Genomic DNA, 21,048 nt, shown 5'->3' on the forward strand with positions numbered 1-21,048 from the left:
CATCCCAGCAGCAGGAGCGACGTGACCGACAGCCACGTGACCCACCCCGTGCCGTCCGGAGACGAGGGCGCGTACGCCGCCGCCGGCGTCTCGATCGAGGCCGCCGACCTGGCCATCGAGCTGATGAAGGGCTCGGTGGCGCGGGCCACGCGGCCCGAGGTGATCGGCGGCCTGGGCGGTTTCGCCGGCCTCTTCGACGCCTCGGCGCTCACCAGGTACGCGCGCCCGCTGCTCGCCACCTCCACCGACGGTGTCGGCACCAAGGTCGCGATCGCGCAGGCCATGGACGTCCACGACACCATCGGCTTCGACCTCGTCGGCATGGTGGTCGACGACCTCGTGGTGTGCGGCGCCGAGCCGCTCTTCATGACCGACTACATCGCCACCGGCCGCGTCGTCCCGGAGCGGGTCGCGGCCATCGTCAAGGGCATCGCCGACGCCTGCGTCGTCGCCGGCTGCGCCCTGGTGGGCGGCGAGACCGCCGAGCACCCCGGCCTGCTCGCCCCCGACGAGTACGACCTCGCCGGTGCCGCCACGGGCGTCGTGGAGGCCGACCGGCTGCTCGGTCCCGGCCGGGTGCGTCCGGGCGACGTGGTGCTGGCCATGGGCTCCAGCGGCCTGCACTCCAACGGCTACTCCCTGGTGCGCCACGTGCTGCTGGGCGCGGGTGGGCCGGGCTGGTCGCTCGACCGCGACGTCGACGTGCTGGGCCGCACCCTGGGCGAGGAGCTCCTCGAGCCCACCCGGATCTACGCCAAGGCCTGCCTGGACCTCGCGGCCCAGACCGAGGTGCACGCCATGTCGCACGTCACCGGCGGCGGGCTCGCGGCCAACCTGGAGCGGGTCATGCCGGTCGAGCTGTCGGCGACCCTCGACCGGGCCTCCTGGTCGCTCCCGCCCGTGTTCTCCCTCGTCGCCGAGGTGGGCAACGTCTCCCGCGACGACCTCGAGGCGACCCTCAACTGCGGCGTCGGCATGGTCGCGCTGCTGCCCGCGGAGTCCGCCGACCGGGCGGTCGCGGTGCTCGACGGGCACGGCATCCCCGCCTGGGTGGCCGGCGAGGTCCATGACGGGGGCGCGGGCCGCGTGAGCCTCTCCGGGGACCACCGCTGAGCCGTTTCGCGACTTTGTCGTCATTTGGCGCGGCCCCGGCGTGCGGGAACAGCCAGGTAACAGGTAGCGTTGTACCCACGAGAAATTCTTGAGACAGCCCGGGAGCCTTCGTTGCCCCGGCCGATTTGCGAGGGGGCTGACCCTATGGGGCGCGGCCGAGCCAAAGCCAAGCAGACGAAGGTCGCTCGCGACCTGAAGTACCGCACTCACGAGACGGACTTCGGGGCACTCGCCAGTGAGCTCCACGGCGACAGCGGCACAGTGGACGAGCAGGTGGATCCTGAGGTCCTCGAGAAGTGGTCCGACGTCATCGAGACCTCTCGCGACTGACCTCGCACCCCCGGTCCCCTGACCGGGCGGTCTCGCTGCACTCACCCGCAGCGACCGGGCGGTTTCGTGCGCCTCGAACGTGCCGAGCGGGCACGTCCGGGCTGAAACGAACGACCGGGCGCCTCCTGCATCTCGCAGGAAGCGCCCGGTCGGCACTGCTCAACGCCCGGAAGGTGCCCGGTCGGCAGCTCTCATGCGCCGGGAAGTGCCCGGTCGGTCAGGGAAGCCACACGCCGCGCAGGCGGCCGACGTCACGCATCCGACGCTCGGCGAGCCGGTCGGCGGCGATGGCCGGGGCGACCCCGTCGGTCGCCGCGAGCTCGAAGACGGCCTTGGTCGTGTCGAAGATGCCCGTGGCCCGCTGCTGCGCGCGATCGAACGAGAAGCCCTCGAGCTCGTCGGCGACCTGGATGAGCCCGCCGGCGTTGACGCAGTAGTCGGGGGCGTAGAGGATCCCGCGCTCCTCGAGCTGCTTCTCCACGCCGGGGTGCGCGAGCTGGTTGTTGGCGGCGCCGCACACGATCTTGGCCGACAGCACCTCGACGACCTCGTCGGTGAGGGCCCCGCCGAGCGCGCAGGGCGCGTAGACGTCGAGGGGGCTCGCGACGAGCGCCTCGGTCGAGGCGACCGCGGTGATGGCCTCGTGCTCGGCGACCAGCGCGTCGACGGAGGGCTGGTGCACGTCGGTGATGACCACCGAGGCGCCGTCCTCGACGAGGTGGCGCACGAGGTGCCGACCGACCTTGCCCACGCCCGCGACGCCGACGGTGCGCCCGTGGAGCGTCGGGGCGCCCCAGACGACCTCGGCGGCCGCCCGCATGCCCTGGAAGACGCCGTACGCCGTCAGCACCGAGCTGTCGCCCGCGCCGCCGTGGGCGGTGGTGCGGCCGGTGACGAAGGAGCACTCGCGCGCGATGTGGTCCATGTCGTCGGAGAAGGTCCCCACGTCGCAGGCGGTGTAGTAGCGACCGCCGAGCGACTGCACGAACCGGCCGTAGGCGCGCAGCAGCGCCTCGGTCTTGAGGGTCGCCGGGTCGCCGATGATGACCGCCTTGCCGCCGCCGAGGTCGAGGCCGGCGAGCGCCGCCTTGTAGGACATGCCGCGCGAGAGGTTGAGGACGTCCTCGATCGCGTCGTCGGTGCTCGCGTAGGGGTAGAAGCGGGTGCCGCCGAGGGCGGGACCCAGGGCGGTGGAGTGGATGGCGACGATGGCCTTCAGGCCGGTGGCGCGGTCGTTGCAGAAGACGACCTGCTCGTGCTCGCTGCCGAGGTCGAAGACGTCGACGGAGGGATTCCCGGAGACGGAGGGGCTTCCAGACATGGTGGTGTCCTTCGATGTGTCGTGGCGGCCGCAGGGGTGGTGCGACCCGGTCGTGACGGTCCATGGGTGGTGACCGCCGTCACGTCCAAGGTTAGTCCGACCCACGCATGATCACGACGTCGCCGTGCGTGCCGTAGCCGAGCAGGCGCCCGCCCGCCGACGCACCGTTGAAGGCGACCATCAGCCATCCGTCGTCCACCCGGGCGAGGGTCGGCCACGGCAGGTTCGTCGGGTACGGCGCGTCCAGCGCGCCGCGCTCGACCAGGTCCGTGCCGAACACCGGGAACCGGGCGCGCTCGCCCCGGCGCCCGTCCCTCCCGTCACTGGCGAGCACCAGGAGCTCGTCGCCGCCGACCCGCAGCAGCGTGGTCCCCTCGGTGGCTCGCCGGGCCGGGGCCGCGGAGAGCAGGGCGAGGTCGTCGAGCGACGGCCCGGCCGCGAGAGCCGGGTGGAAGCGGAAGAACCGGCTCGCGCTGACGAAGCCGACGAGCCACCGGCCGTCGTCGCGCACCAGGTGCGGGTCCCACACCGCGACCGAGGTGAAGCCGTCGGTGGGCAGCGGCAGCTCGGTGGTGTCCAGCACGCGCTCCCCGTGCAGGAGGTCGACGGACGCGTCGACCGACGCCAGCGTCACCCGCAGCGTCGACGGCCCGGTCCGGTCGCCCCGGGTCGTCGGCTGCTCGAAGTCTCCCCACGTGCTGGTGGCCACCAGCCAGCGGTCGCCGTCCCGGACGACGTGCGTCGCGTGGTCGCCGTACACCCCGGGGCGGTCGGGCCGGCGGAAGAAGAGGTCACCGGTGCGTTGCAGGGCGAGGGTGTCGGGGGAGAGTCGCCACAGGCTGGTGTGCGCGCTGTCGAAGAAGCCGGGCCCGGCCGAGGTGGCGCTGAGCCAGAGGTCGCCCCCGTCGCGGAGCGGCGTGCCGTCGGCGTTGCTGACCAGCCGCAGGTCGCGCAGCCCCAGCTGCCCGAAGCCGCCGGCGACCGAGGGGAGGGCCGGCAGCTCGACCCGCAGGTCGGCCAGCACCGCCTCGTCGTGCAGGACACGGACGTCGAGGTCGTCGCGCAGGTCCCTGCGGGCCCGGGCGATCCACCGGCCCTGCTCCTGCGACCACGCCGTGAGGTGGGTCCCGGTGAGGGTGAGGCCGAGCCCGGTCGGTGACTCCGCCGTGCCCATCCGCCGGCTCCGGTGCTCGCGAGTGTCGCCGCCGCGGGTGACGACCAGGGACACCGTGGACTCGTCGTACGCCACGCCGAGGCGAGTCTCGTCGAGGTGCAGGGCGAGGTGCGCGCTCGAGGTGGGGGAGGCGAGGACCGTCGTCGCCGCGACGTACGGCGCCAGGGTCGGCAGCGGGTGGCTGCCGCCCGACGCGGTGCGCACCCGCTCCGAGGAGACCAGGTCCACCGGCCGCAGGCGGCGCACGATCTCGAGGCGGGGCAGCACCGGGCGATTGTCGCAGCCGGTGCCGCCCCGTCGGACGAGCGTCAGCTCAGCGACATGCGCGGCTCGCCACCGACGAGCCCGGTGCCGGCGATGGTGCACTTGCCGCTGCGCACGGCGCCGCCGTTCCAGGCCTGGCGGACGCACGAGCGGGTGGCCATCTGCGCCCAGTAGTTCGGGTGCAGCGACTCCTGGATGTAGTACGGGTTGCTGGAGTCGCAGCAGGTCGAGACGGTGCGGATCTGGTTGATCCACTCGGTCTGGTCCACGGCCCCGGGCTGCGTCCACGACGACAGCCCCTTCTCCTCGTAGAGGCCAACCGTGTTCTCGCAGAGCCGACGGCCGTTGAAGGCCGACGACAGGTCGAGGGTGCGCACGTTGGTGAGCCCGGAGTCGGTGGCACCGCCGAGGACGGCACCGTTGATCGCGGGCAGCGCGGTGTTGTTCGCCCAGTCCGCATCACGGTTCCAGAAGCCGCAGCCACCCGTGCTCATCCGGCTGTAGCCGGACTCGGAGTAGCGGAACGACGACGAGCTCGGCAGCGGCGAGGGGTAGTTCTGGACCAGCAGCGTCCAGGCGTTGTCGGCGTACCCGGCGTTGCGCATGGCCGTGCGCACGTTCTGCAGCGCGGTGGCGATCGCGGCCCGTCGGGCGGCGACCGCGGAGGCGGTGAAGTTGGCGGTGACCGACGAGTCGTCGTTGCAGTAGTTCTTGGCCCACGAAGGCGAGGTCAGCCAGTTGCTGACGCAGGTCTGCACGATGGAGGCGAAGTTGAAGTCGTTGCCGCCGATCGACACCGAGACCAGCTTGACGTTGTGGCTCGTCGCGAAGCTCTGCAGCATCAACGCCTGGCCCTGCTGGCCGCCGCTGTTGTAGAAGTCCAGGCCCGGTTTGAAGTAGCCGTTGGAGTCGGTGAACGTCGTGGTGCGCGACCCCGAGCAGGCGAGGTTGACGCCGAGGGTCCCCGCGCCGATCTGGGACTGCGAGGACTTGCTGYGGTGGCAGCGGTTGATCTGCTCGCCGGTGTTGGTGGCGTTGTCGAAGTACGCCGACCCGCCGAGCGCGTCGGCCCGCGAGTACGACGCGTTGGAGCTGCCGGCCCAGCGACCGGCCTCCCCGCTGATGTAGGAGTCGCCGAGGGTGACGACATAGGGGGTGCCGGTGCCCGGCCCGTCGGCCACGGCCGGGGCGGTCGTGGCGGTGACGGCGAGGCCGGAGGCGAGCAGGGCGAGCACGCTCAGCACGAGCGCGCGGGGACGAGAGGTCTTCATCGTTCTCCTGGTGGTGTGGGTGGGCGGCGGTGCCGGCCCCACACCGGCGCTCGGATTCTTGTGGCGCCCGTCACACCTGTCAACGACCGCCGGGTGAAGACTTCCGCGCGCTCGTACGACCTCCCGGTCCGGGCTAGTGCCCGGGCATCGACCCGCTCAACCGGTCGTGCCGCTCGGCGCTGGAGGCGTTGAGCCCCACGATCTCGACGTGCTTGCCCTTGCGCTCGTACTTGGTGGTGATGGCGTCGAGCGAGGCGACGGTCGAGGCGTCCCAGACGTGGGAACCGGAGAGGTCGATGACCACCCGGTCCGGGTCGTCGGCGTACTCGAACTGCGTGTAGAGGTCGTTGCTGGAGGCGAAGAACAGCTCGCCGGTGACGCGGTAGACCGCGGTCGAGGCGCCGTCGGGACCCGCCACGACCTCGCGGTGAGTCTCGGTGAGGTGGGCGACGCGACGGGCGAAGAGGGTCATGGCGACGAGCACGCCGACCACGACGCCGATGGCGAGGTTGTGGCTGAGCACGGTGACCACGACGGTGGCGAGCATGACGGTCGTCTCCGACTTCGGCATCCGACGCAGCGTCGCCGGGCGGATCGAGTGCCAGTCGAAGGTGCCGACGGAGACCATGATCATCACGGCGACCAGCGCAGCCATCGGGATGAGGGCGACGACGTCCCCGAAGCCGACGACGAGGATCAGCAGGAACACGCCGGCCAGGAAGGTGGAGATCCGGGTCCGGGCGCCGGACACCTTCACGTTGATCATCGTCTGGCCGATCATGGCGCAGCCGCCCATCCCTCCGAAGAAGCCGGTGATGACGTTGGCGGCACCCTGGCCCCACGCCTCGCGGGTCTTGTCCGAGCGGGTGTCGGTGATGTCGTCGACCAGCTTGGCGGTCAGCAGCGACTCGAGCAGGCCCACCACGGCCATCGCCAGCGCGTACGGCGCGATGATCCTCAGCGTCTCCAGGGTCCACGGGACGTCGGGCACGAGCAACGACGGGAGGCTGTCGGGCAGGGCGCCCTCGTCGCCCACGTCAGGCACGTGCAGGCCGGCCAGCAGCACGAAGCCGGTGAGGGCGACGATGGCGACCAGGGGGGCCGGGACGACCCGGGTGACCCGGGGCAGCGCGACGATGACGGCGATGCCGACGGCGACCATCGGGTAGACCAGCCACGGCACGTCGACCAGGTGCGGCACCTGGGCCAGGAAGATGAGGATCGCCAGGGCGTTGACGAACCCGACCATGACCGAGCGGGGGATGAACCGCATCAGGCGGGCCACGCCTGCGAGGCCGAGCGCCACCTGCAGGACGCCGGCGAGGATCACGGTGGCGATGAGGTAGTCGAGGCCGTGGTCGCGCACGACGGGCGCGATCACCAGGGCCACCGCGCCGGTGGCCGCCGAGATCATCGCCGGCCGGCCGCCGAGGAAGGCGATGGACACCGCCATGGTGAACGACGCGAAGAGGCCGAGCCGCGGGTCGACGCCGGCGATGATCGAGAACGAGATCGCCTCGGGGATCAGGGCCAGGGCGACGACGAGTCCCGCGAGGACCTCGGTGCGTAGCAGGCGGGGCGAGCGCAGCGCGTTGCGCACGGTGGGCTCGAGCGTGGGGGCATCGGCGTACGACGTGGTGGTCACGGGGCTCCGTTCGAGCGGCAGGGGTTTGGCTGGTCGGGCGGGGGGTGCGCATCATGGGGGCGCGCGCCGGCGTCGACGCCGGCGGAAGTCTGCCGACGACCGTACTCTGACGTTGCGTGAGGGTTGGCATCGTCGGCCCCGAGAGAGGGCACCGTGAGCGGCGAAGCCACCCCCGCCATGCACATCGGCGAGGTCGCCGCGCGCACCGAGCTGTCGCTGCGCAGCCTGCGGCACTGGGAGGAGGTCGGACTGCTCCGACCGTCCGGCCGCTCCGAGGGCGGGTTCCGCCTCTACACCGAGGGCGACGTCGAGCGGATCCTGGTCATCCGGCGGATGAAGCCCCTGGGCTTCACCCTCGAGCAGATGGGTGCCGTGATGCGGGACATCGAGGCGCTGGACGGTGCGGCAGCCACGACCGTCGATGACGAGCGTGGTCGCCTCGCCGGTGTCCTGTCCGACGCCGCCGAGCGCCGGGCCCGGCTGGTCCGCCAGCTCGCCATGGCCGACGAGTTCATCGACCTGTTGGGCGACCGGCTCGGGTGAGCCCCGGGCGGTCGTGGTGCTGTCGGCCGTCAGCGCCCGTCGAGCACCGAGGGCGGTAGGTCGAGGTCCGGGACGAGCTCGGTGAGCAGGTCGCGCACGCGCCCGTCGAGGTCCCCGATGATCGCGCGGACCGCCTCGTCGTCCTGGCCGCCCGGGTCGGCCACCGGCCAGTCGCGGTAGGTCACGCCGGGGACGTAGGGGCACTCCTCGCCGCAGCCGAGGGTGATCGCCATCGTGCTGTCGGCGATGGTCTCGCGGGTCAGGAGCGTCGGCCGCTCGCGGGAGGTGTCGAGGCCGAGCGAGTCCAGCGCTCGGGCGACCTCGGGGTGGATGTGCTCGCCCGGCTGGGTGCCGGCCGACAGTGCCGTGACGCGCCCGCCCGCGTAGTGCTCGGTCAGCACCCGGCTGATCACCGAGCGCCCGCCGTTGCGGACGCAGGCGAAGACGACCTGGGGGGTGGGGTCGGTGGTCATCGGGCAGCTCCGGTCGGGGTGGCGGTGCGGTCGGGGAAGAAGCGCCGGGCCCAGAGGCTCACGTAGACGAGGCCGACGAGGACCGGCACCTCGATGAGGGGGCCGACGACCCCGGCCAGGGCCTGGCCGGACGCGACGCCGAACACGCCGATGGCCACGGCGATGGCCAGCTCGAAGTTGTTGCCGGCGGCCGTGAACGAGACGGCGGTCGCCCGCTCGTACCCGAACCCGAGGGCGCGGGTCAGCGCCATGGAGCCACCCCACATCAGCACGAAGTAGGCCAGCAGTGGCAACGCGATGCGAGCCACGTCGAGCGGCTCGCTGGTGATCGTGTCGCCCTGGAGGGCGAAGAGCAGCACGATCGTGAAGAGCAGGCCGTAGAGCGCCGCGGGAGCGATGCGGGGCAGGAACGTCGTCTCGTACCACTCGCGTCCGCGGGCCCGCTCCCCGAGCGTGCGGGTGAGGAAGCCGGCGAGCAGCGGGATGCCGAGGAAGACCAGCACCGACCTCGCGATCTCCCACATCGAGACGTCGAGGTCGGACTGCGCGAGGCCGAGCCAGCCGGGCAGCACGTCGAGGTAGAAGTAGCCGAGCAGCGCGAAGGCCAGGACCTGGAAGATCGCGTTGATGGCGACCAGGATCGCGGCCGCCTCGCGGTCGCCGCAGGCCAGGTCGTTCCAGACCAGCACCATGGCGATGCACCGGGCGAGCCCGACGATGATCAGGCCGGTGCGGTACTCCGGCAGGTCCGGCAGGAGGAGCCAGGCCAGCGCGAACATCAGCGCCGGTCCCACCACCCAGTTGAGGAGGATCGAGGTCGCGAGCAACCGCCGGTCGCCGGTGACGTGGCCCAGCTCGTCGTACCGCACCTTGGCCAGGACGGGGTACATCATGATGAGCAGGCCGAGCGCGATCGGCAGCGAGACGGAGCCGACCTCCACCGCGGCCAGTGCGTCGTCGAGGCCGGGGACGCCGCGACCGAGCAGGAGGCCGAGGACCATCGCCACGCCGATCCACACCGGGAGGAAGCGGTCCAGGACCGACAGTCGCCGCAGGACGACGTCGTCGCCTCCGCCGGGCCGTTCGTGCACGGTGTCGCTCATGCGTCGACCGCCGTCCCCGCCGCGTCGGTGGTGAACAGGCCCGCCAGCGCCGCCATGGCCTCGGGACGTGCCCGGTAGTACACCCAGGTGCCGCGCTTCTCGCGGTCCACGAGGCGCGATTCGTGCAGCACCTTGAGGTGGTGGCTGATCGTCGGTTGCGAGAGGTCGAAGTGGGGGAGGAGGTCGCACACGCACGCCTCCCCGCCCTCGTGCGACAGCACCAGCGACAGCAGTCGCAGGCGAGCGGGATCGGCGACGGCCTTGAGCATCGGTACGACGCCCGCCGCCTGCTCCGCGCTGATCGGCTCCCGGGCCAGGGGGACGCAGCGGGTCAGCGGGTCCGCGCCGGGCGGGACGAGGTCGTCGGTGACGGAGATCGACATGCGTCAATGTTGACAGGCGTCGATATGTGCTGGCAACTCCGGCCCGGTGACGCTCCGGGGTGTGGAGCCGACCATCATCAAGGCGGCCAGTCCGGCCACGCCGGCGAGCACGAGGAACGCGTCGGCGTACGACCCGAGGACCGCCGCGAGCGCGGCCCCGGCGAACGGCGCCAGTGCCGAGGCGAGCAGCGCCGGTGCGGTCAGGATCCCGTTGAGGGTGCCGTAGGAGCGGGGTCCCCAACGGTCGGTCACGGCAGTGGCCTGGACGAGGGTGTAGACCCCGCGCGCCAGGCCGAGCACCATGCCGATCCCCACCAGCAGCCCGGTGTGCGCCGGCGCCAGGGCCAGGGCTCCTGTGGCCGCGGCGACCGCCGCCACCACGGTGACGCCGCGCGCAGCGACCGAGGTGCGGGCGGCGAAGCGGGCGTAGGCCAGCCGACCGGCGACCTGGCCCACCCCGCCGAGGCCGAGCGCGAAGGCCGCGGCGTTGCGGCTCAGTCCCTGCTCGACGAGCATCGGGACGAGGTTGATCACCACCGCGAAGACTGCCGTTGCGGTGAGTGCGTTGGCGAGGGCGAGCAGCAGGAACGGCCGGCTCCGGACCGTGGTCGGGACGACGTGTGCCGCCCGACCGGCGTGGGCCGCGCGCTCCGAGGTCCGCCAGGGGTGGTCGAGGCCCCACCAGTGCAGCGGCACGGTGACCACGACGAGGGCGGCGAGGAGGACGAGGTAGGCCCCCCGCCAGCCGAGCAGGTCGTCGAGGGTCGCCGCGAGGGGTGCGAAGACCGTGCTGGCGAGCCCGGCCACCAGGGTGAGGGTGGTGAGCGCGCGCACCCGCCGTACACCGCCCCAGTGGGTCAGCGCCGCGAAGGCGGGCGGGTAGAGGGTGCCGGCCATGGCGGCTCCCGTGACGAGCCACCCGACGTAGAAGACGCCCAGGCTGGGAGCAAGGGCAACCAGGATGAGACCGGGTACGGCGAGCAGCGAGGCGCCGGTCATCACGCGGCGGGGTCCGAACGCGTCGAGGTGGCGGCCGACCCAGATGCCGGCGCCCGCGGCCACGAGCTGGGACGCCGAGAACGCCCCCGTGACCGCCATGCCCGACCACCCGGTGTCGGCCGTGATGGAGGACTGGAGGGCGGCGAAGGCGTAGTAGAGGCAGCCCCACGAGACGATCTGCACGGTGCTGAGCACCGTGACGACGCGCCGCAGCCCGACGTCGTCGAGGGCGTCGGGCCGCGGCGGGGCGGTGCCGGGGAGGGTCACTGGCCCGACGGGCGACCGAGCGTGAGGAGCTCCGGCTCTGCGTTGCCGGGAGCTCCGCAGCACCCGCCGCCCGCCGCGAGCGTGTCAGCGGCGTCGAAGGCGCCCGCGCCGTTGCAGACCCCCGTCTCCGGCAGCACGAGCTCGACACGTCCGGCGGCCTCGAGGTCACCGGCGAGTGCCGCCACGACGGACCGCACCTGCTCGAAGCCGGTCATCGCGAGGAAGGAGGGCGCGCGCCCGTAGGACTTCATGCCGACGAGGAAGAGTCCCGGCTCCGGCTGGGCGAGCTCTCGGTAGCCGTGCGGGGCCACGTCGCCGCAGGAGTGGTGGTCGGGGTGGATCTGGTCGGCCAGGGCGCGAGCCGAGCCGAGGGAGGGGTCGAGGTCGAGCCGCACCTCGGACAGGAAGGACGTGTCGGGCCGGAAGCCGGTGACGACGATGACCTCGTCGACGTCGGTCACCTCGCCCCCGTCGACGGACCGGAGGGTCAGGCGTCCGTCGGGCTGGCCCACCACCGCCTCGGTGCGGAAGCGGGTGACCTGCGTGACCGCGCCACCGCTGGCCGCGGCCCGGGCGTCCTGCCCGAGGCGGCCGCGCTGCTCGAGCTGGTCGTTGTCCCCACCCCCGAAGGCGTCGCCCACGCTGGGCCGGCGCAGGAGCCACGAGACCCGGGTGGCCCCGTTGCGACGGGCCAGGCCCGCCAGCCCGACGAGCACACCCTGCGCGGACGCCCCACGCCCGGCGACAGCGACGTGCATGCCGGCGTACCGCTCGGCCACGGAGGGGTCGGCGAGGTCGGGGATCCCGTAGGTGATGCGTGCCGAGTGCTCCAGCTCACCGAGGGCGGGGTAGCCGTCGGCGCCGAGCGGATTCGGGGTGGTCCACGTGCCGGAGGCGTCGATCACGGCACTGGCGAGCACTCTTTGCTGTCCGTGGCCGCCCTGCACGTGCACGGCGAAGGGGTCGGCGTCGCGACCGGAGTCAACGAGCAGGTCGCGGCCCGCGCGCCCGACGCCGGTGACGCGGGCGTCGTACTGGACACGGGCGAGCGGCGACGCGTCGAGGAGCTCGGCCAGCGGGCGGAGGTAGTGCTCGCGCCACTCGCCGCCCGTGGGGTAGGCGACGTCGTCCGGCGCCGTCCAGGTGCCTGCGGCGTCGAGGAGTCGGCGGGCGGCGGGATCGACGAGCTCGGCCCAGGAGGAGAACAGGCGCACGTGCGCCCACTGCCCCACGGCCGACCCGGCCTCGGAGCCGGCCTCGAGGACGACGACGTCGAGGCCGCGCTCCACCGCGTGCGCGGCGGCCGCCAGCCCGATGGGGCCGGCGCCGATGATGACGACGGGGTGTGGCATGAGGTCCTCCCAGACATTAGATCGACGTGCGTCGATGAATGGACTGTATCGATGACAATCGATCAAGGCAAGGTAATCTGCCGACATGACGTCGACATCCACCGACCCGGGTCGCACGACCGCAGGCCTCACCAGGGCCGATGCCGAGGGATACGCGGAGTGGTTCGCCGTCCTGGCCGACCCGACGCGGGTGCGTCTCCTGCACACGCTGTCCACGTCGCCCTCGGGAGCCCTGCGCATCGGCGACCTGGCCGAGGTCCTGGGCATCAGCCAGAGCACGTGCTCGCACCACTGCCAGCTGCTGCGCAGGGTGGGCTTCGTGGTGGTCGACAAGGTGGGGACCTCGAGCATGGTGTCCATCAACGCGGCCTGTTGCACGGGCCTGCCGCACGCCGCCGACGTGGTCATGGGCACGCTCGCGTCCCCACCCTGCTGTCCCGACGACCTGCCGGTCGACGTCGGTGTGCGGCCGGCGACGGAGGCCGACATGACGGCCGTCCTGGCGATCTACGCGGAGGGCCTGGCCACGCGCAACGCGACGTTCGAGACCACGGTGCCCACTGCTCCCGAGATGGCGGCGAGGTGGCTGCCCGGGCTGGCGTGGGTCGCCGAGGTCGACGGCGAGGTGGTGGGCTGGACCGCGGTGAGCCCGGTCTCCGCGCGCGAGTGCTACTCCGGGGTGGGGGAGAGCTCGGTGTACGTCGCGGCGTCCGCCCGCGGTCGAGGTGTCGGCAAGGCACTGCTCCATGCCCAGGTCAACGGCGCGGACGCCGCCGGGATGTGGACCCTCCAGACGTCGATCTTCCCGGAGAACCGCCCCAGCCTGGCCCTGCACCGCTCCGCCGGATACCGCACCCTCGCGGTGCGCACGCGCATCGCCCGTCTCGACGGCGAGTGGCGCGACACGGTGCTGCTCGAGCGGCGCAGCGAGGTCTGCTGACGCTCGGCCCGACCGGACACAGCAAAGCGCCCGGTCGGGACGTGACCGGGCGCTTCGCGTGCGTGTGGCCAGGGGCGGGGTCGAACCGCCGACCTACCGATTTTCAGTCGGTCGCTCGTACCAACTGAGCTACCTGGCCAAGCGCGTGGAATGCTACATGAGCGCGCTGGCTGCGAGGAATCGGCCGGTCGTCGGTACGACGCCGCGGCGTGACCCGCGTGGACGGTCAGGCGACGCGGCCGTCGGTGACGGGCAGCTCGATCCAGAACGCCGAGCCATGCCCGGGGGTGGACTGGGCGTCCACCGTGCCGCCGTCGCGCTCGGCGAGGGAGCGGGACAGCGAGAGGCCGAGACCCGTGCCCTTCACGCCCGGACGGGCGAACCGGACGAACGGGTCGAACACGTTGCGCAGCTCATCGGGCGTCAGGCCGGCGCCTGTGTCCCGAACGATGACACGCAGCCGGGGCTCGCCGGACTCCCCGCGCAGGGCCCGGGTCGAGACCTCGACCGAGCCGCCCGGGTTGTGCACCACTGCGTTGCCGATCAGGTTGGACAGCACCTGCCGGAAGCCGGCCGCGTGGGCCCACACGGTCTCGCCGGGCGGGATCGAGCAGCGGAGGCTCACGTCGGAGGCGCGGGCCGTGGCGCGGTGCCAGTGCAGGACGTCCTCCACGGCGGCGGCCACCTCGAGGCTCTCGCGAGCCTCCTCGGTGCCCATCGTGCGGCCGGCGGTCAGCAGGTCCTCGACGACGGCCATCAACTGCTCGCAGGCCCGCAGGATGACCCCACCGTCACGACCCACGGCCTCGGCGAACGGGTCCGCCTCGTGCTGCTCGGCCTCGTCGACGAGCATCTCGGTGTAGCCGACGATCGCGGTGAGAGGAGTGCGCAGCTCGTGGCCGATCGAGGCGAAGAAGTGCTGCTGCGCCTCACGGGTCTGGGCCCCCGCCGCCACCGCGTCCGCGAGGGAGCGGCGGGCCTGCTCGAGGGCGATGCGTGAGGTGAGGGCAGCGTTCAGCAGGCGGAAGTCCGCAACGTGCGTGTCGTCCCAACGGCCATGTCCTGTCCCGCCCATGGCGAGGCTTCCGTACATGACACCGTCGGCTACTTGGACGCCAACCACCATGCTGCGGATACCGCACGACGCCAGCTCGCGCCGGTCCTGGGAGGCCTCGGCGGGCAAGAGCTCGGCGTCGACCAGGACAACGACTCCGTATCGCGCCCGCTGCGAGACCCACGGCATGGACAAGGCGGCTTCCGGTCCCGCGTCGGGCGGCGGGACGACTGAGCACGCGGCGTCAGGGCTCAGCCACTCGATGAGCCATGCTCGTTGGCCGAGGTGCACCCAGTTCGTCTCGTCCTCGGGAGCGAAGGTCGTCAATGCCGCAGTGACGGACTCGACACGCGCCGACGTGTGCAGGTGTTCAGCGATGAGCCGGTAGGCGCTGTCCAGGGACGTCGTCGTGTCCAGGACCTTGTGGACCAGGTGGGTGGCCATGGTCGACACGGGAGCGTCCGGCGGCACCACCTGCAGCGCTTCAGAGGATGTCATCGCTCGACCTCCTCCGACGGGTGAATCGTGATGCGTGCGGGCGACGGGAGGATTCCCCGGCTCTGGTCGATTGTGACGGACGAGGTCAACGTCACGTGATGCCGCCCCGCCCACGACGCCAGGTCGCGCAGCAGGGCGAGGCCCAGGGCGCGGCCGGGACAGGCGTGGGCGCCGGCCCCGAACGGCAGCCAGGCGCCCGGGCGCACGTCGTCGCGCCGCCACCGCTCGGGGCAGAAGCGGGTGAGGTCCGCCGGGGTCTCGGGCGCCAGGTCCGGGGAGCGGCCGAGGAGCAGCGGGCTCACGAGGACCACGGCGCCGCCGGGGAGCTGTTGTCCCGCGACCTCGACCGGAGTGGTGGTCATCCGGGCGGTCACCCACGTCGGCGGGGTGAGCCGCAGGGTCTCCCACACCGCGTGCTCCGGGTCGATGTCGGTGTCGGGATGACCCGCGAGGTGGACGAGGAGCCAGGCGCCGGCGGCGATCGGCACCTGGATGCCCGCGGCCAGCACCGTGGCCACCACCGGTGGGGTGTCGGTGATGCCGCAGCCGTCCAGCACCTCTGCGAGGGACTGCTCGAGCGCGATCCGGGCGCGGTGCTCGGCGCGTCGCACGCGGCTCCAGCGGCGTGGGGCCCGCGGGCTGGCGATGACCGGCGCCAGAGCGTCGATCCAGGCGAGCACCTCGTCGGCGACCCGGTCGCGCTCGGGCTCGGCAAGGCCGGCGAGGACCGCGGCGCACGTGGCCCGCGCCATCGGTCGGCGGAGCAGGTCCATCGCCTCGAACGTCGTGGTGTCACCGCCGGTCGACCCGGAGGCCGGTAGCGTGCGCAGCGCCCGCTCCCACTCCGTCGCGAAGGCGGCGCGCCCGCGCTCGACCTCCTCGGACGACAGGGCGGCGAAGACGTGGTGACCGGTGCGGGTGTCCGCGGCGCTGGCCGAGAGGTCGGTGCTGCGGGTGACGCTCGTGGGGAAGTCGAAGGTGGCCGAGTCCATGAGGACGCGCTTCGACTGGTCGGGGGAGGTGGCCAGCCACGGACCGTGCGGGCCGAGGGCCGTCAGTCCCGATGACGCGGGGGCGGCAAGGACAGCGCCGAGGCGGCCCGTGGCCGCCTCGGCGCTCTCGATCTGGGTGACGGGGCAGGTGGCCCCGTCACGCGGCTGGTCGGTCAGCGACCGGGGCCGCTCGGACGCCAGGCGTACATCGCGTTCATCTGGTTGGCGACGCGCCTGGCCTCACGGGCCTGCTTGATCTTGGTCATCATCGTGGTGCTCCCTCTCCTCAGGTGGACGACGTCCCAGGGGGTGCGACGTCGTTCAGGGGCAGGCCTCCCGGCTGTCCCTGGACTGCAGCGTATCGACGTCGGGGGGTCAGCGGGAGCTTCTTGCGTTCTTGTCCTCGATGAGGTCGCGGAGCTGCTGTCCGCGCAGGGGCTTCGGGAGCACCGTGGTCACCCCGAGCTCCTGCAGCACGGCCCGCTGCTCGCCGGCCCACGCGCTGATGACGACCACGTCAAGGTCGTGCCCGCGGTCGGGGTGCTCGCGCAACCAGCGCACGACCTCCTCGCCGCTCATCCGGGGCATCGTGAGGTCCAGGAGCATGATGTCGTAGGCGTTCTGGGCGAGGGCCTCGACCGCCTCGACGCCGTCGGCGGCTTGGTCGGCGAGGTGCCCGAGGCGCACCACCATCCGCGACATCAGGTCGCGTATGTCTTCGGTGTCGTCCACCACGAGGAATCGCAGGGGGGTCTCCTCGGTGCTCACGCCCAGAGGCTAGCGGTGATGAGGTGCCGGAATCTCCCGAGTTCCCTGATGTCCACGAACCGATCACCTCGGCTCGTCGGATTGGGTGGCCCTCAGGCCGCGCCCTATGCTGTACGACGCTTCCGGCCACGCGGTTCCGCCGCGTTCCAGCGGAGGCGGGCCCCCATCGTCTAGCGGCCCAGGACCCCGCCCTTTCACGGCGGTAGCACGGGTTCGAATCCCGTTGGGGGTGCAGCAGCGCACGGAGGCCACGGCCTATCCCAGGGCCGCACCGGCGGCCGAGCTGGACGTCGGGTCCGGCTGTCGCTTCATGCCGAACGAGTTCGCGATGCCGCCGAGCCCGGCGAGGATCGGGATCAGTAGCGCGACCTGCAGGGCCAGGGGCCGTGCGTCGGTGTTGATCCGGACGATCTCGGCCTGGACGTCGGCCGGTTGCCCGGCCAGCTGCTCCGCCAGCTTGGTGTTGGTCATCAGCTCCGCGTCGTCCTCCAGCGCGGTGGCGACCTGGTCCTGCTCGGAGGCGCTGAGCACGGAGCTGTCCTGCGACATCTGGGTGAAGGAGACCGACAGGGCGGCCAGCATGATGGCGCCCGCGAACGCGAGGCCGAAGGACAACCCGAACGAGCCGGCGGCCGAGTTGACGCCGGCGGCCTCGCTGACGCGCTCCTCCGAGATCGGCGACAGCGTGTAGTTGTTGAGCTGGGAGACCAGCAGGCCCAGACCGCTGCCCGTGATCACGAGAGGGATCACGAGGTACCAGCCGGAGGTGGCTCGGGGGACGACGGGCAGCAGCACCACCAGCCCGGCCGTCAGCAGGAGGAAGCCCGCACGGATGACGACGGCCGGACGCCGTCTGCCGGCCCTCCGGCCGGCCATGAGCGCGACGCCGAACATGGTCAGCGACAACGGCGCCAGGGTCAGGCCCGCCTTCATGGCGTCGTACTCCAGCACCATCTGGAGGTAGATCGGCAGCACGATCATGGTGCCGCCGAGCGCGATCTGCTGGAGCAGCTGACCGGTGACGCCGTACCTGAAGAGCGCGGAGCGGAACAGGTCGGGATCGAGCAGCGTCGCCCTGCCCTCACGCTTGCGGCGACGCAGCCAGAAGACGAGTGCAGCGAGCGCGGAGGCTCCGAGCAGGAGGAGTACGCCGACGGACTCGCCGCCCTCCTGCCACACCAGGATGCCGAGCACCAGGCCGCCCATGCCGACGGCGGACAGGATCGAGCCCACGACGTCGACGGCCCGGGGACCCGTGTAGGGCACGTCCTGGACGCGCCCGATCCCGGACAGCACGACCGCGATGACCACCACCTCGAGGGCGAACGCGACCCGCCACGACAAGAAGGTGGTGATGAAGCCACCGAGGAGCGGTCCGACGGCGGCGGCGACGGCTGCGGCGGCGCCCACCATCGCGTAGACCTTCTTCTGCGCCGTTCCCTGGAAGTTGCCGTGGATGAGCGACTGCATGGCGGGCAGGAGCAACGAGGCGCCGATGCCTCCGATGACGGCCCAGAAGATGACGACCGAGGTGAGGCTCTGGGTCAACGTCATCGCCGTCGCCCCGATGGCGTACCCGCACAGACCCAGCACGTAGGCGCGCTTGCGGCCGATCAGGTCTCCCACCTTGCTGCCGATGAGGATGAACGCGGCCGAGACCAGCGCCTCCAGGGCGATGGCGGACTGGACGCCGCTCACGGTCGTGCCCAGGTCCTCGACGACCGCCGAGATCGAGACGTTCATGATCGAGGTGTCGACGACGAGCACGAACATCGCCATCGACAGCAGCAGCGCCAGCCGCTGGTCCAGCGGCGCTTCCGCCACAGGAGTCCCGAGGTCCGCCGGCTCTGCCATGCGACGCCGCCCATCCGCCAGTCGCCGCGGTGGACGACACCACCGCGCGGGGCCTCGATGGTTCCATCGGCTCGACGCGGCGCGGTAGGGCACATGGTCCTGCCCGGGTGGGCAGGACGGCCCACCGGCGCGTCCCGCGGGGGCGATCACCCTCGATTGGGAGCCCGCGAAGTCGATGGGTTAGAGTTCCGACGCTTCGCCTCGCGGAGCACCTAGCACCAGTTCGATGCAGCACGAGTTCAACCTGGCCCCGTAGCGCAGTTGGTTAGCGCGCCGCCCTGTCACGGCGGAGGCCGCGGGTTCGAGTCCCGTCGGGGTCGCCACCAGGCCGGTCCGGAGCACACGCTCCGGGCCGGCCTTTTTGCACGGGTGGCCACCCGCACCCCACCTAGGCTGGTCCCATGCCCGTGGAGATCGAGCCCGACGACTTCGACCGGCTCGTCGAGTCGGCCCTCGACGACCTGCCCGACGAGATCGCCGGGCTCGTCAGCAACGTGGTGCTCCAGGTCGAGGACGACGCCCCCGCGGAGGACCCGCACCTGCTCGGCATCTACGAGGGGGTCGCGCTCACCGAGCGCGCGGCCAACCACAGCGGCATGCTGCCCGACCGGATCCTGGTGTTCCGCCGTCCCCTCGTCGAGATGTGCGAGTCGCTCGACGAGCTGCGCGACGAGGTGCGCATCACCGTCGTGCACGAGATCGCCCACCACTTCGGCATCGGTGAGGCGCGGCTGCACGCCCTCGGACTGGGCTGACGGCCTCAGCGCGCCAGGACGAACCCGACGCTGGCGGCGCCCACCGCGAGCGCGATGGTCAGGGCGGCGTACGCGATGCCACGACGACCGAGGTCGACCGACTGGACGGCGCACGAGGAGTAGGTCGTGAAGCCCCCGCAGAACCCGGTGACGAGGACCGCCCAGGCGCCGTGCGACAGCGCGAGCCCGGCGAAGACGCCGGCCAGCGCCGAGCCCAGGACGTTGACGAGCAGGGTCCCGGCCGGCCACCGCTGGTCGAGTGTCTGCGCGACGGCGTAGCGCAGGGGGGCACCCACGGCGGCGCCGAGGGCGACCAGCAGTGCGGTCACCGCGTGGCTTCCGTACGCCGGTGGACCAGCGCCCGTCCGGCCGTCGCCGCCACCAGGCACGCGGCGAGCGTGCCCGCGGCATAGGCGAGGGCCAGTCCGGCACGGTCGGTGTCGGCCAGCGCGACCGTCTCGATGGACATCGCGGAGACCGTGGTGAAGCCTCCGAACAGGCCCGGGCCCAGGAACCGTGCCAGCGTGGGTGAGCGGCGTACCGCCCCCACGACGGGCAGGGCGGCGAGCACCAGGCACCCGACGACGTTGATCGCGGCCGTCGTCCACGGCACGCCGTCGGGCGCGGGAGCGGCCTCGCCGACCGCCCAGCGGAGCACCGCGCCGAGCGCGCCACCGAGCGACACCAGGGCGAGGTCGCGCGGGCGGAGGGGGTCCCTCGTCACGAGACGTGCTGGGCGTCGATGAGCCCGGACCCGCCGCCGTCGGAGTGCCAGGACCGCGGCGCCTCGCCGGCGAGCTGGCGCACCATCTCGCCGAGGTACCAGAGGTGGAAGGTCCGCTGGTCGGGGGTCCGCTGCAGCGAGAGCAGCCGCTCGGCCTTGCAGAAGGCGTCGGCCAGGTCGAACATCTCCATCATCGTGGAGACGATCGCGGAGGCCTCCGGCTCCATCCGCAGCGACACGTCGACGGCGCGGGCCCCGGTCCGGCGCGCCGCGCGGACGGCCCGTTGGAAGTCGCCAGGGATCTGCCGCTCGAAGCTGGTGAACATGGCCGACAGGTCGGCGGCGAGCGGGTAGTGGTCCTGGTGGGCGACCGCTAGCAGGCGCAGCTCACGCCGCAGCTCGTAGTACTGGCGTGACAGCGACGAGTAGAGCCGCAGGTCGACGCCGAGGAGCTTGACCTCGCGGGCGTCGTCGCTCACGGGAGGAGCCTCGTCCACCACGGTGCTGTCGATGACCGCCTCGGCGCCACCGTCCTCGCGCACCTCCGCGGCCGGCTCGAACCACACCACCTTGCCGTCGGACTCGATGGAGGCCCCCCAGGCCACCGAGCTCATCGCCACGATCGAGAGCCCACGGCCGAAGGTCGTCAGGAACTCCTCCGCGTCCGGGGAGATCCCGGGCGGGGTGGGCGGCTGCGACGACCCGTCGCTGACCTCGATGCGCGGGTGGCTGGCCGTCCCACGGACCCGTACGGCGATCGGCTCGGCGCCGTGCAGGACGGCGTTGGTGGTGAGCTCGGAGACGCCGAGCTCGGCACACTCGATGAGGTCCTCGCGCCCGAGCTCGATGCAGATGTCCCGGACCCAGCGGCGCGCGTCCGCGACGGCGCGCGGGGACGCCGACAGCGGGAGGGCTTGCTTCGTCAGGGGCACTAGGTCACTCACCGGGGGAGGATGTGGGTAGTCCAGCGGGGCGTACGTACCCAGGCCTGCCACCGAGCAAACACGCCCCCGAGAAAAGGTTTTGCTTTCAGTCGTGATGCCGAGTTGGTACCGGCATCGGTGTCGAACAGGTGTGGTGGTCTGCCTGAGTCTTACCTGAGACGCACGACTTGACCAGATGTGACGCACGGAACCGGACCGACATTTGGGCCTCGGCAGCCGGAGGCGGGACAATGTCAAGGAGGGTGACGTCGTCCAGCGCCGCTCACGGCTCCAGGAGGAAT

Annotated in this window: 21 protein-coding genes and 3 tRNA genes; 7 read left to right on the forward strand and 17 right to left on the reverse strand. The window is 72.1% G+C overall.

The genetic code is table 11. From position 1 onward, the window contains the following. Positions 1-21 precede the first annotated feature (21 nt). Both purM and AC1DQF_RS03005 read left to right on the forward strand, forming a co-directional pair. Positions 22-1,113, forward strand: a complete 1,092-nt coding sequence (purM, locus tag AC1DQF_RS03000; protein WP_477523726.1) for a phosphoribosylformylglycinamidine cyclo-ligase — start codon at positions 22-24, stop codon at positions 1,111-1,113. 144 nt (positions 1,114-1,257) lie between these two features. Next, entirely contained in the window at positions 1,258-1,443 is a 186-nt protein-coding gene (locus AC1DQF_RS03005; RefSeq protein ID WP_477523727.1) for a DUF3073 domain-containing protein, read from the forward strand. 217 nt (positions 1,444-1,660) lie between these two features. Here the strand turns inward: AC1DQF_RS03005 and AC1DQF_RS03010 are convergent, their stop codons facing one another. The 4 genes from AC1DQF_RS03010 to AC1DQF_RS03025 form a co-directional block, all read right to left on the reverse strand. Continuing rightward, positions 1,661-2,764 (reverse strand): Glu/Leu/Phe/Val family dehydrogenase, encoded by a 1,104-nt coding sequence (locus AC1DQF_RS03010; protein WP_477523728.1) that lies wholly within the window; start codon positions 2,762-2,764, stop codon positions 1,661-1,663. Between the two features lie 91 nt (positions 2,765-2,855). Beyond that, positions 2,856-4,205 carry a hypothetical protein gene (locus AC1DQF_RS03015; protein WP_477523729.1) on the reverse strand — a complete coding sequence of 450 codons (1,350 nt, stop codon included), beginning with the start codon at positions 4,203-4,205 and terminating at the stop codon, positions 2,856-2,858. Between the two features lie 41 nt (positions 4,206-4,246). Then, positions 4,247-5,473 carry an SGNH/GDSL hydrolase family protein gene (locus AC1DQF_RS03020; RefSeq protein WP_477523730.1) on the reverse strand — a complete coding sequence of 409 codons (1,227 nt, stop codon included), beginning with the start codon at positions 5,471-5,473 and terminating at the stop codon, positions 4,247-4,249. A gap of 133 nt (positions 5,474-5,606) precedes the next feature. After that, complete coding sequence (locus AC1DQF_RS03025) at positions 5,607-7,118, reverse strand: SulP family inorganic anion transporter (protein ID WP_477523731.1); 1,512 nt, start codon at positions 7,116-7,118, stop codon at positions 5,607-5,609. A 153-nt stretch (positions 7,119-7,271) separates the two neighbouring features. Between AC1DQF_RS03025 and AC1DQF_RS03030 the strand changes: the two genes are divergently transcribed. Then, on the forward strand, positions 7,272-7,661 hold the full coding sequence (locus AC1DQF_RS03030) for a helix-turn-helix domain-containing protein (protein WP_477523732.1): 390 nt from the start codon (positions 7,272-7,274) through the stop codon (positions 7,659-7,661). 29 nt (positions 7,662-7,690) lie between these two features. Here AC1DQF_RS03030 and AC1DQF_RS03035 read toward each other — a convergent pair whose 3' ends face one another. Genes AC1DQF_RS03035 through AC1DQF_RS03055 form a run of 5 tightly spaced genes read right to left on the reverse strand, consistent with a single transcriptional unit; the run spans position 7,691 to position 12,238 of the window. Continuing rightward, positions 7,691-8,134: an arsenate-mycothiol transferase ArsC gene (locus AC1DQF_RS03035; RefSeq protein WP_477523733.1), complete on the reverse strand. Its 444-nt coding sequence runs from the start codon at positions 8,132-8,134 to the stop codon at positions 7,691-7,693. Next, on the reverse strand, positions 8,131-9,237 hold the full coding sequence (arsB, locus tag AC1DQF_RS03040; RefSeq protein WP_477523734.1) for an ACR3 family arsenite efflux transporter: 1,107 nt from the start codon (positions 9,235-9,237) through the stop codon (positions 8,131-8,133). Before arsB ends, AC1DQF_RS03035 begins: the two co-directional genes overlap by 4 nt. After that, a complete protein-coding gene (locus AC1DQF_RS03045; protein WP_477523735.1) occupies positions 9,234-9,620 on the reverse strand; it encodes an ArsR/SmtB family transcription factor in 387 nt (128 codons plus the stop codon). Before AC1DQF_RS03045 ends, arsB begins: the two co-directional genes overlap by 4 nt. A gap of 3 nt (positions 9,621-9,623) precedes the next feature. Then, positions 9,624-10,886 carry an MFS transporter gene (locus tag AC1DQF_RS03050; RefSeq protein WP_477523736.1) on the reverse strand — a complete coding sequence of 421 codons (1,263 nt, stop codon included), beginning with the start codon at positions 10,884-10,886 and terminating at the stop codon, positions 9,624-9,626. After that, positions 10,883-12,238 (reverse strand): NAD(P)-binding domain-containing protein, encoded by a 1,356-nt coding sequence (locus AC1DQF_RS03055; RefSeq protein WP_477523737.1) that lies wholly within the window; start codon positions 12,236-12,238, stop codon positions 10,883-10,885. The genes AC1DQF_RS03050 and AC1DQF_RS03055 overlap by 4 nt, the downstream gene beginning before the upstream one ends. Positions 12,239-12,323: 85 nt before the next feature. Between AC1DQF_RS03055 and AC1DQF_RS03060 the strand changes: the two genes are divergently transcribed. Next, positions 12,324-13,178: a helix-turn-helix domain-containing GNAT family N-acetyltransferase gene (locus tag AC1DQF_RS03060; protein WP_477523738.1), complete on the forward strand. Its 855-nt coding sequence runs from the start codon at positions 12,324-12,326 to the stop codon at positions 13,176-13,178. Positions 13,179-13,243: 65 nt separating this feature from the next. Here AC1DQF_RS03060 and AC1DQF_RS03065 read toward each other — a convergent pair. From AC1DQF_RS03065 to AC1DQF_RS03080, 4 genes are all read right to left on the reverse strand, one after another. After that, positions 13,244-13,317: transfer RNA gene (locus AC1DQF_RS03065), tRNA-Phe, on the reverse strand. A gap of 87 nt (positions 13,318-13,404) precedes the next feature. Then, positions 13,405-14,730, reverse strand: a complete 1,326-nt coding sequence (locus tag AC1DQF_RS03070; RefSeq protein WP_477523739.1) for a sensor histidine kinase — start codon at positions 14,728-14,730, stop codon at positions 13,405-13,407. Next, a complete protein-coding gene (locus tag AC1DQF_RS03075; protein ID WP_477523740.1) occupies positions 14,727-15,722 on the reverse strand; it encodes a cytochrome P450 in 996 nt (331 codons plus the stop codon). Before AC1DQF_RS03075 ends, AC1DQF_RS03070 begins: the two co-directional genes overlap by 4 nt. Before the next feature lie 375 nt (positions 15,723-16,097). Further along, the gene (locus AC1DQF_RS03080; protein WP_477523741.1) at positions 16,098-16,490 is read right to left on the reverse strand and encodes a response regulator; all 393 of its coding nucleotides are present in this window, start codon (positions 16,488-16,490) and stop codon (positions 16,098-16,100) included. A gap of 159 nt (positions 16,491-16,649) precedes the next feature. On the opposite strand from AC1DQF_RS03080, the gene AC1DQF_RS03085 reads away from it, so the two are divergent. Further along, a tRNA-Glu gene (locus tag AC1DQF_RS03085) sits at positions 16,650-16,722 on the forward strand. 23 nt (positions 16,723-16,745) lie between these two features. On the opposite strand, the gene AC1DQF_RS03090 is transcribed toward AC1DQF_RS03085, so the two are convergent. Further along, positions 16,746-18,344 (reverse strand): MFS transporter, encoded by a 1,599-nt coding sequence (locus tag AC1DQF_RS03090; RefSeq protein WP_477523742.1) that lies wholly within the window; start codon positions 18,342-18,344, stop codon positions 16,746-16,748. A gap of 246 nt (positions 18,345-18,590) precedes the next feature. Here AC1DQF_RS03090 and AC1DQF_RS03095 point away from each other — a divergent pair. Continuing rightward, positions 18,591-18,667, forward strand: a tRNA-Asp gene (locus tag AC1DQF_RS03095). Between the two features lie 78 nt (positions 18,668-18,745). Further along, positions 18,746-19,099, forward strand: coding sequence for a metallopeptidase family protein (locus AC1DQF_RS03100; protein ID WP_477523743.1), 354 nt, complete (start codon positions 18,746-18,748; stop codon positions 19,097-19,099). Between the two features lie 5 nt (positions 19,100-19,104). Here AC1DQF_RS03100 and AC1DQF_RS03105 read toward each other — a convergent pair whose 3' ends face one another. The 3 genes from AC1DQF_RS03105 to AC1DQF_RS03115 are packed head-to-tail and all read right to left on the reverse strand — an operon-like array spanning position 19,105 to position 20,767. Further along, positions 19,105-19,428 carry a fluoride efflux transporter FluC gene (locus AC1DQF_RS03105; RefSeq protein ID WP_477523744.1) on the reverse strand — a complete coding sequence of 108 codons (324 nt, stop codon included), beginning with the start codon at positions 19,426-19,428 and terminating at the stop codon, positions 19,105-19,107. Next, positions 19,425-19,823, reverse strand: a complete 399-nt coding sequence (locus tag AC1DQF_RS03110; protein WP_477523745.1) for a fluoride efflux transporter FluC — start codon at positions 19,821-19,823, stop codon at positions 19,425-19,427. The genes AC1DQF_RS03105 and AC1DQF_RS03110 overlap by 4 nt, the downstream gene beginning before the upstream one ends. After that, positions 19,820-20,767 carry an ATP-binding protein gene (locus tag AC1DQF_RS03115; protein WP_477523746.1) on the reverse strand — a complete coding sequence of 316 codons (948 nt, stop codon included), beginning with the start codon at positions 20,765-20,767 and terminating at the stop codon, positions 19,820-19,822. The genes AC1DQF_RS03110 and AC1DQF_RS03115 overlap by 4 nt, the downstream gene beginning before the upstream one ends. Between the last annotated feature and the right edge of the window lie 281 nt (positions 20,768-21,048).

The organism is Nocardioides sp. P4_G4 (assembly GCF_056401085.1).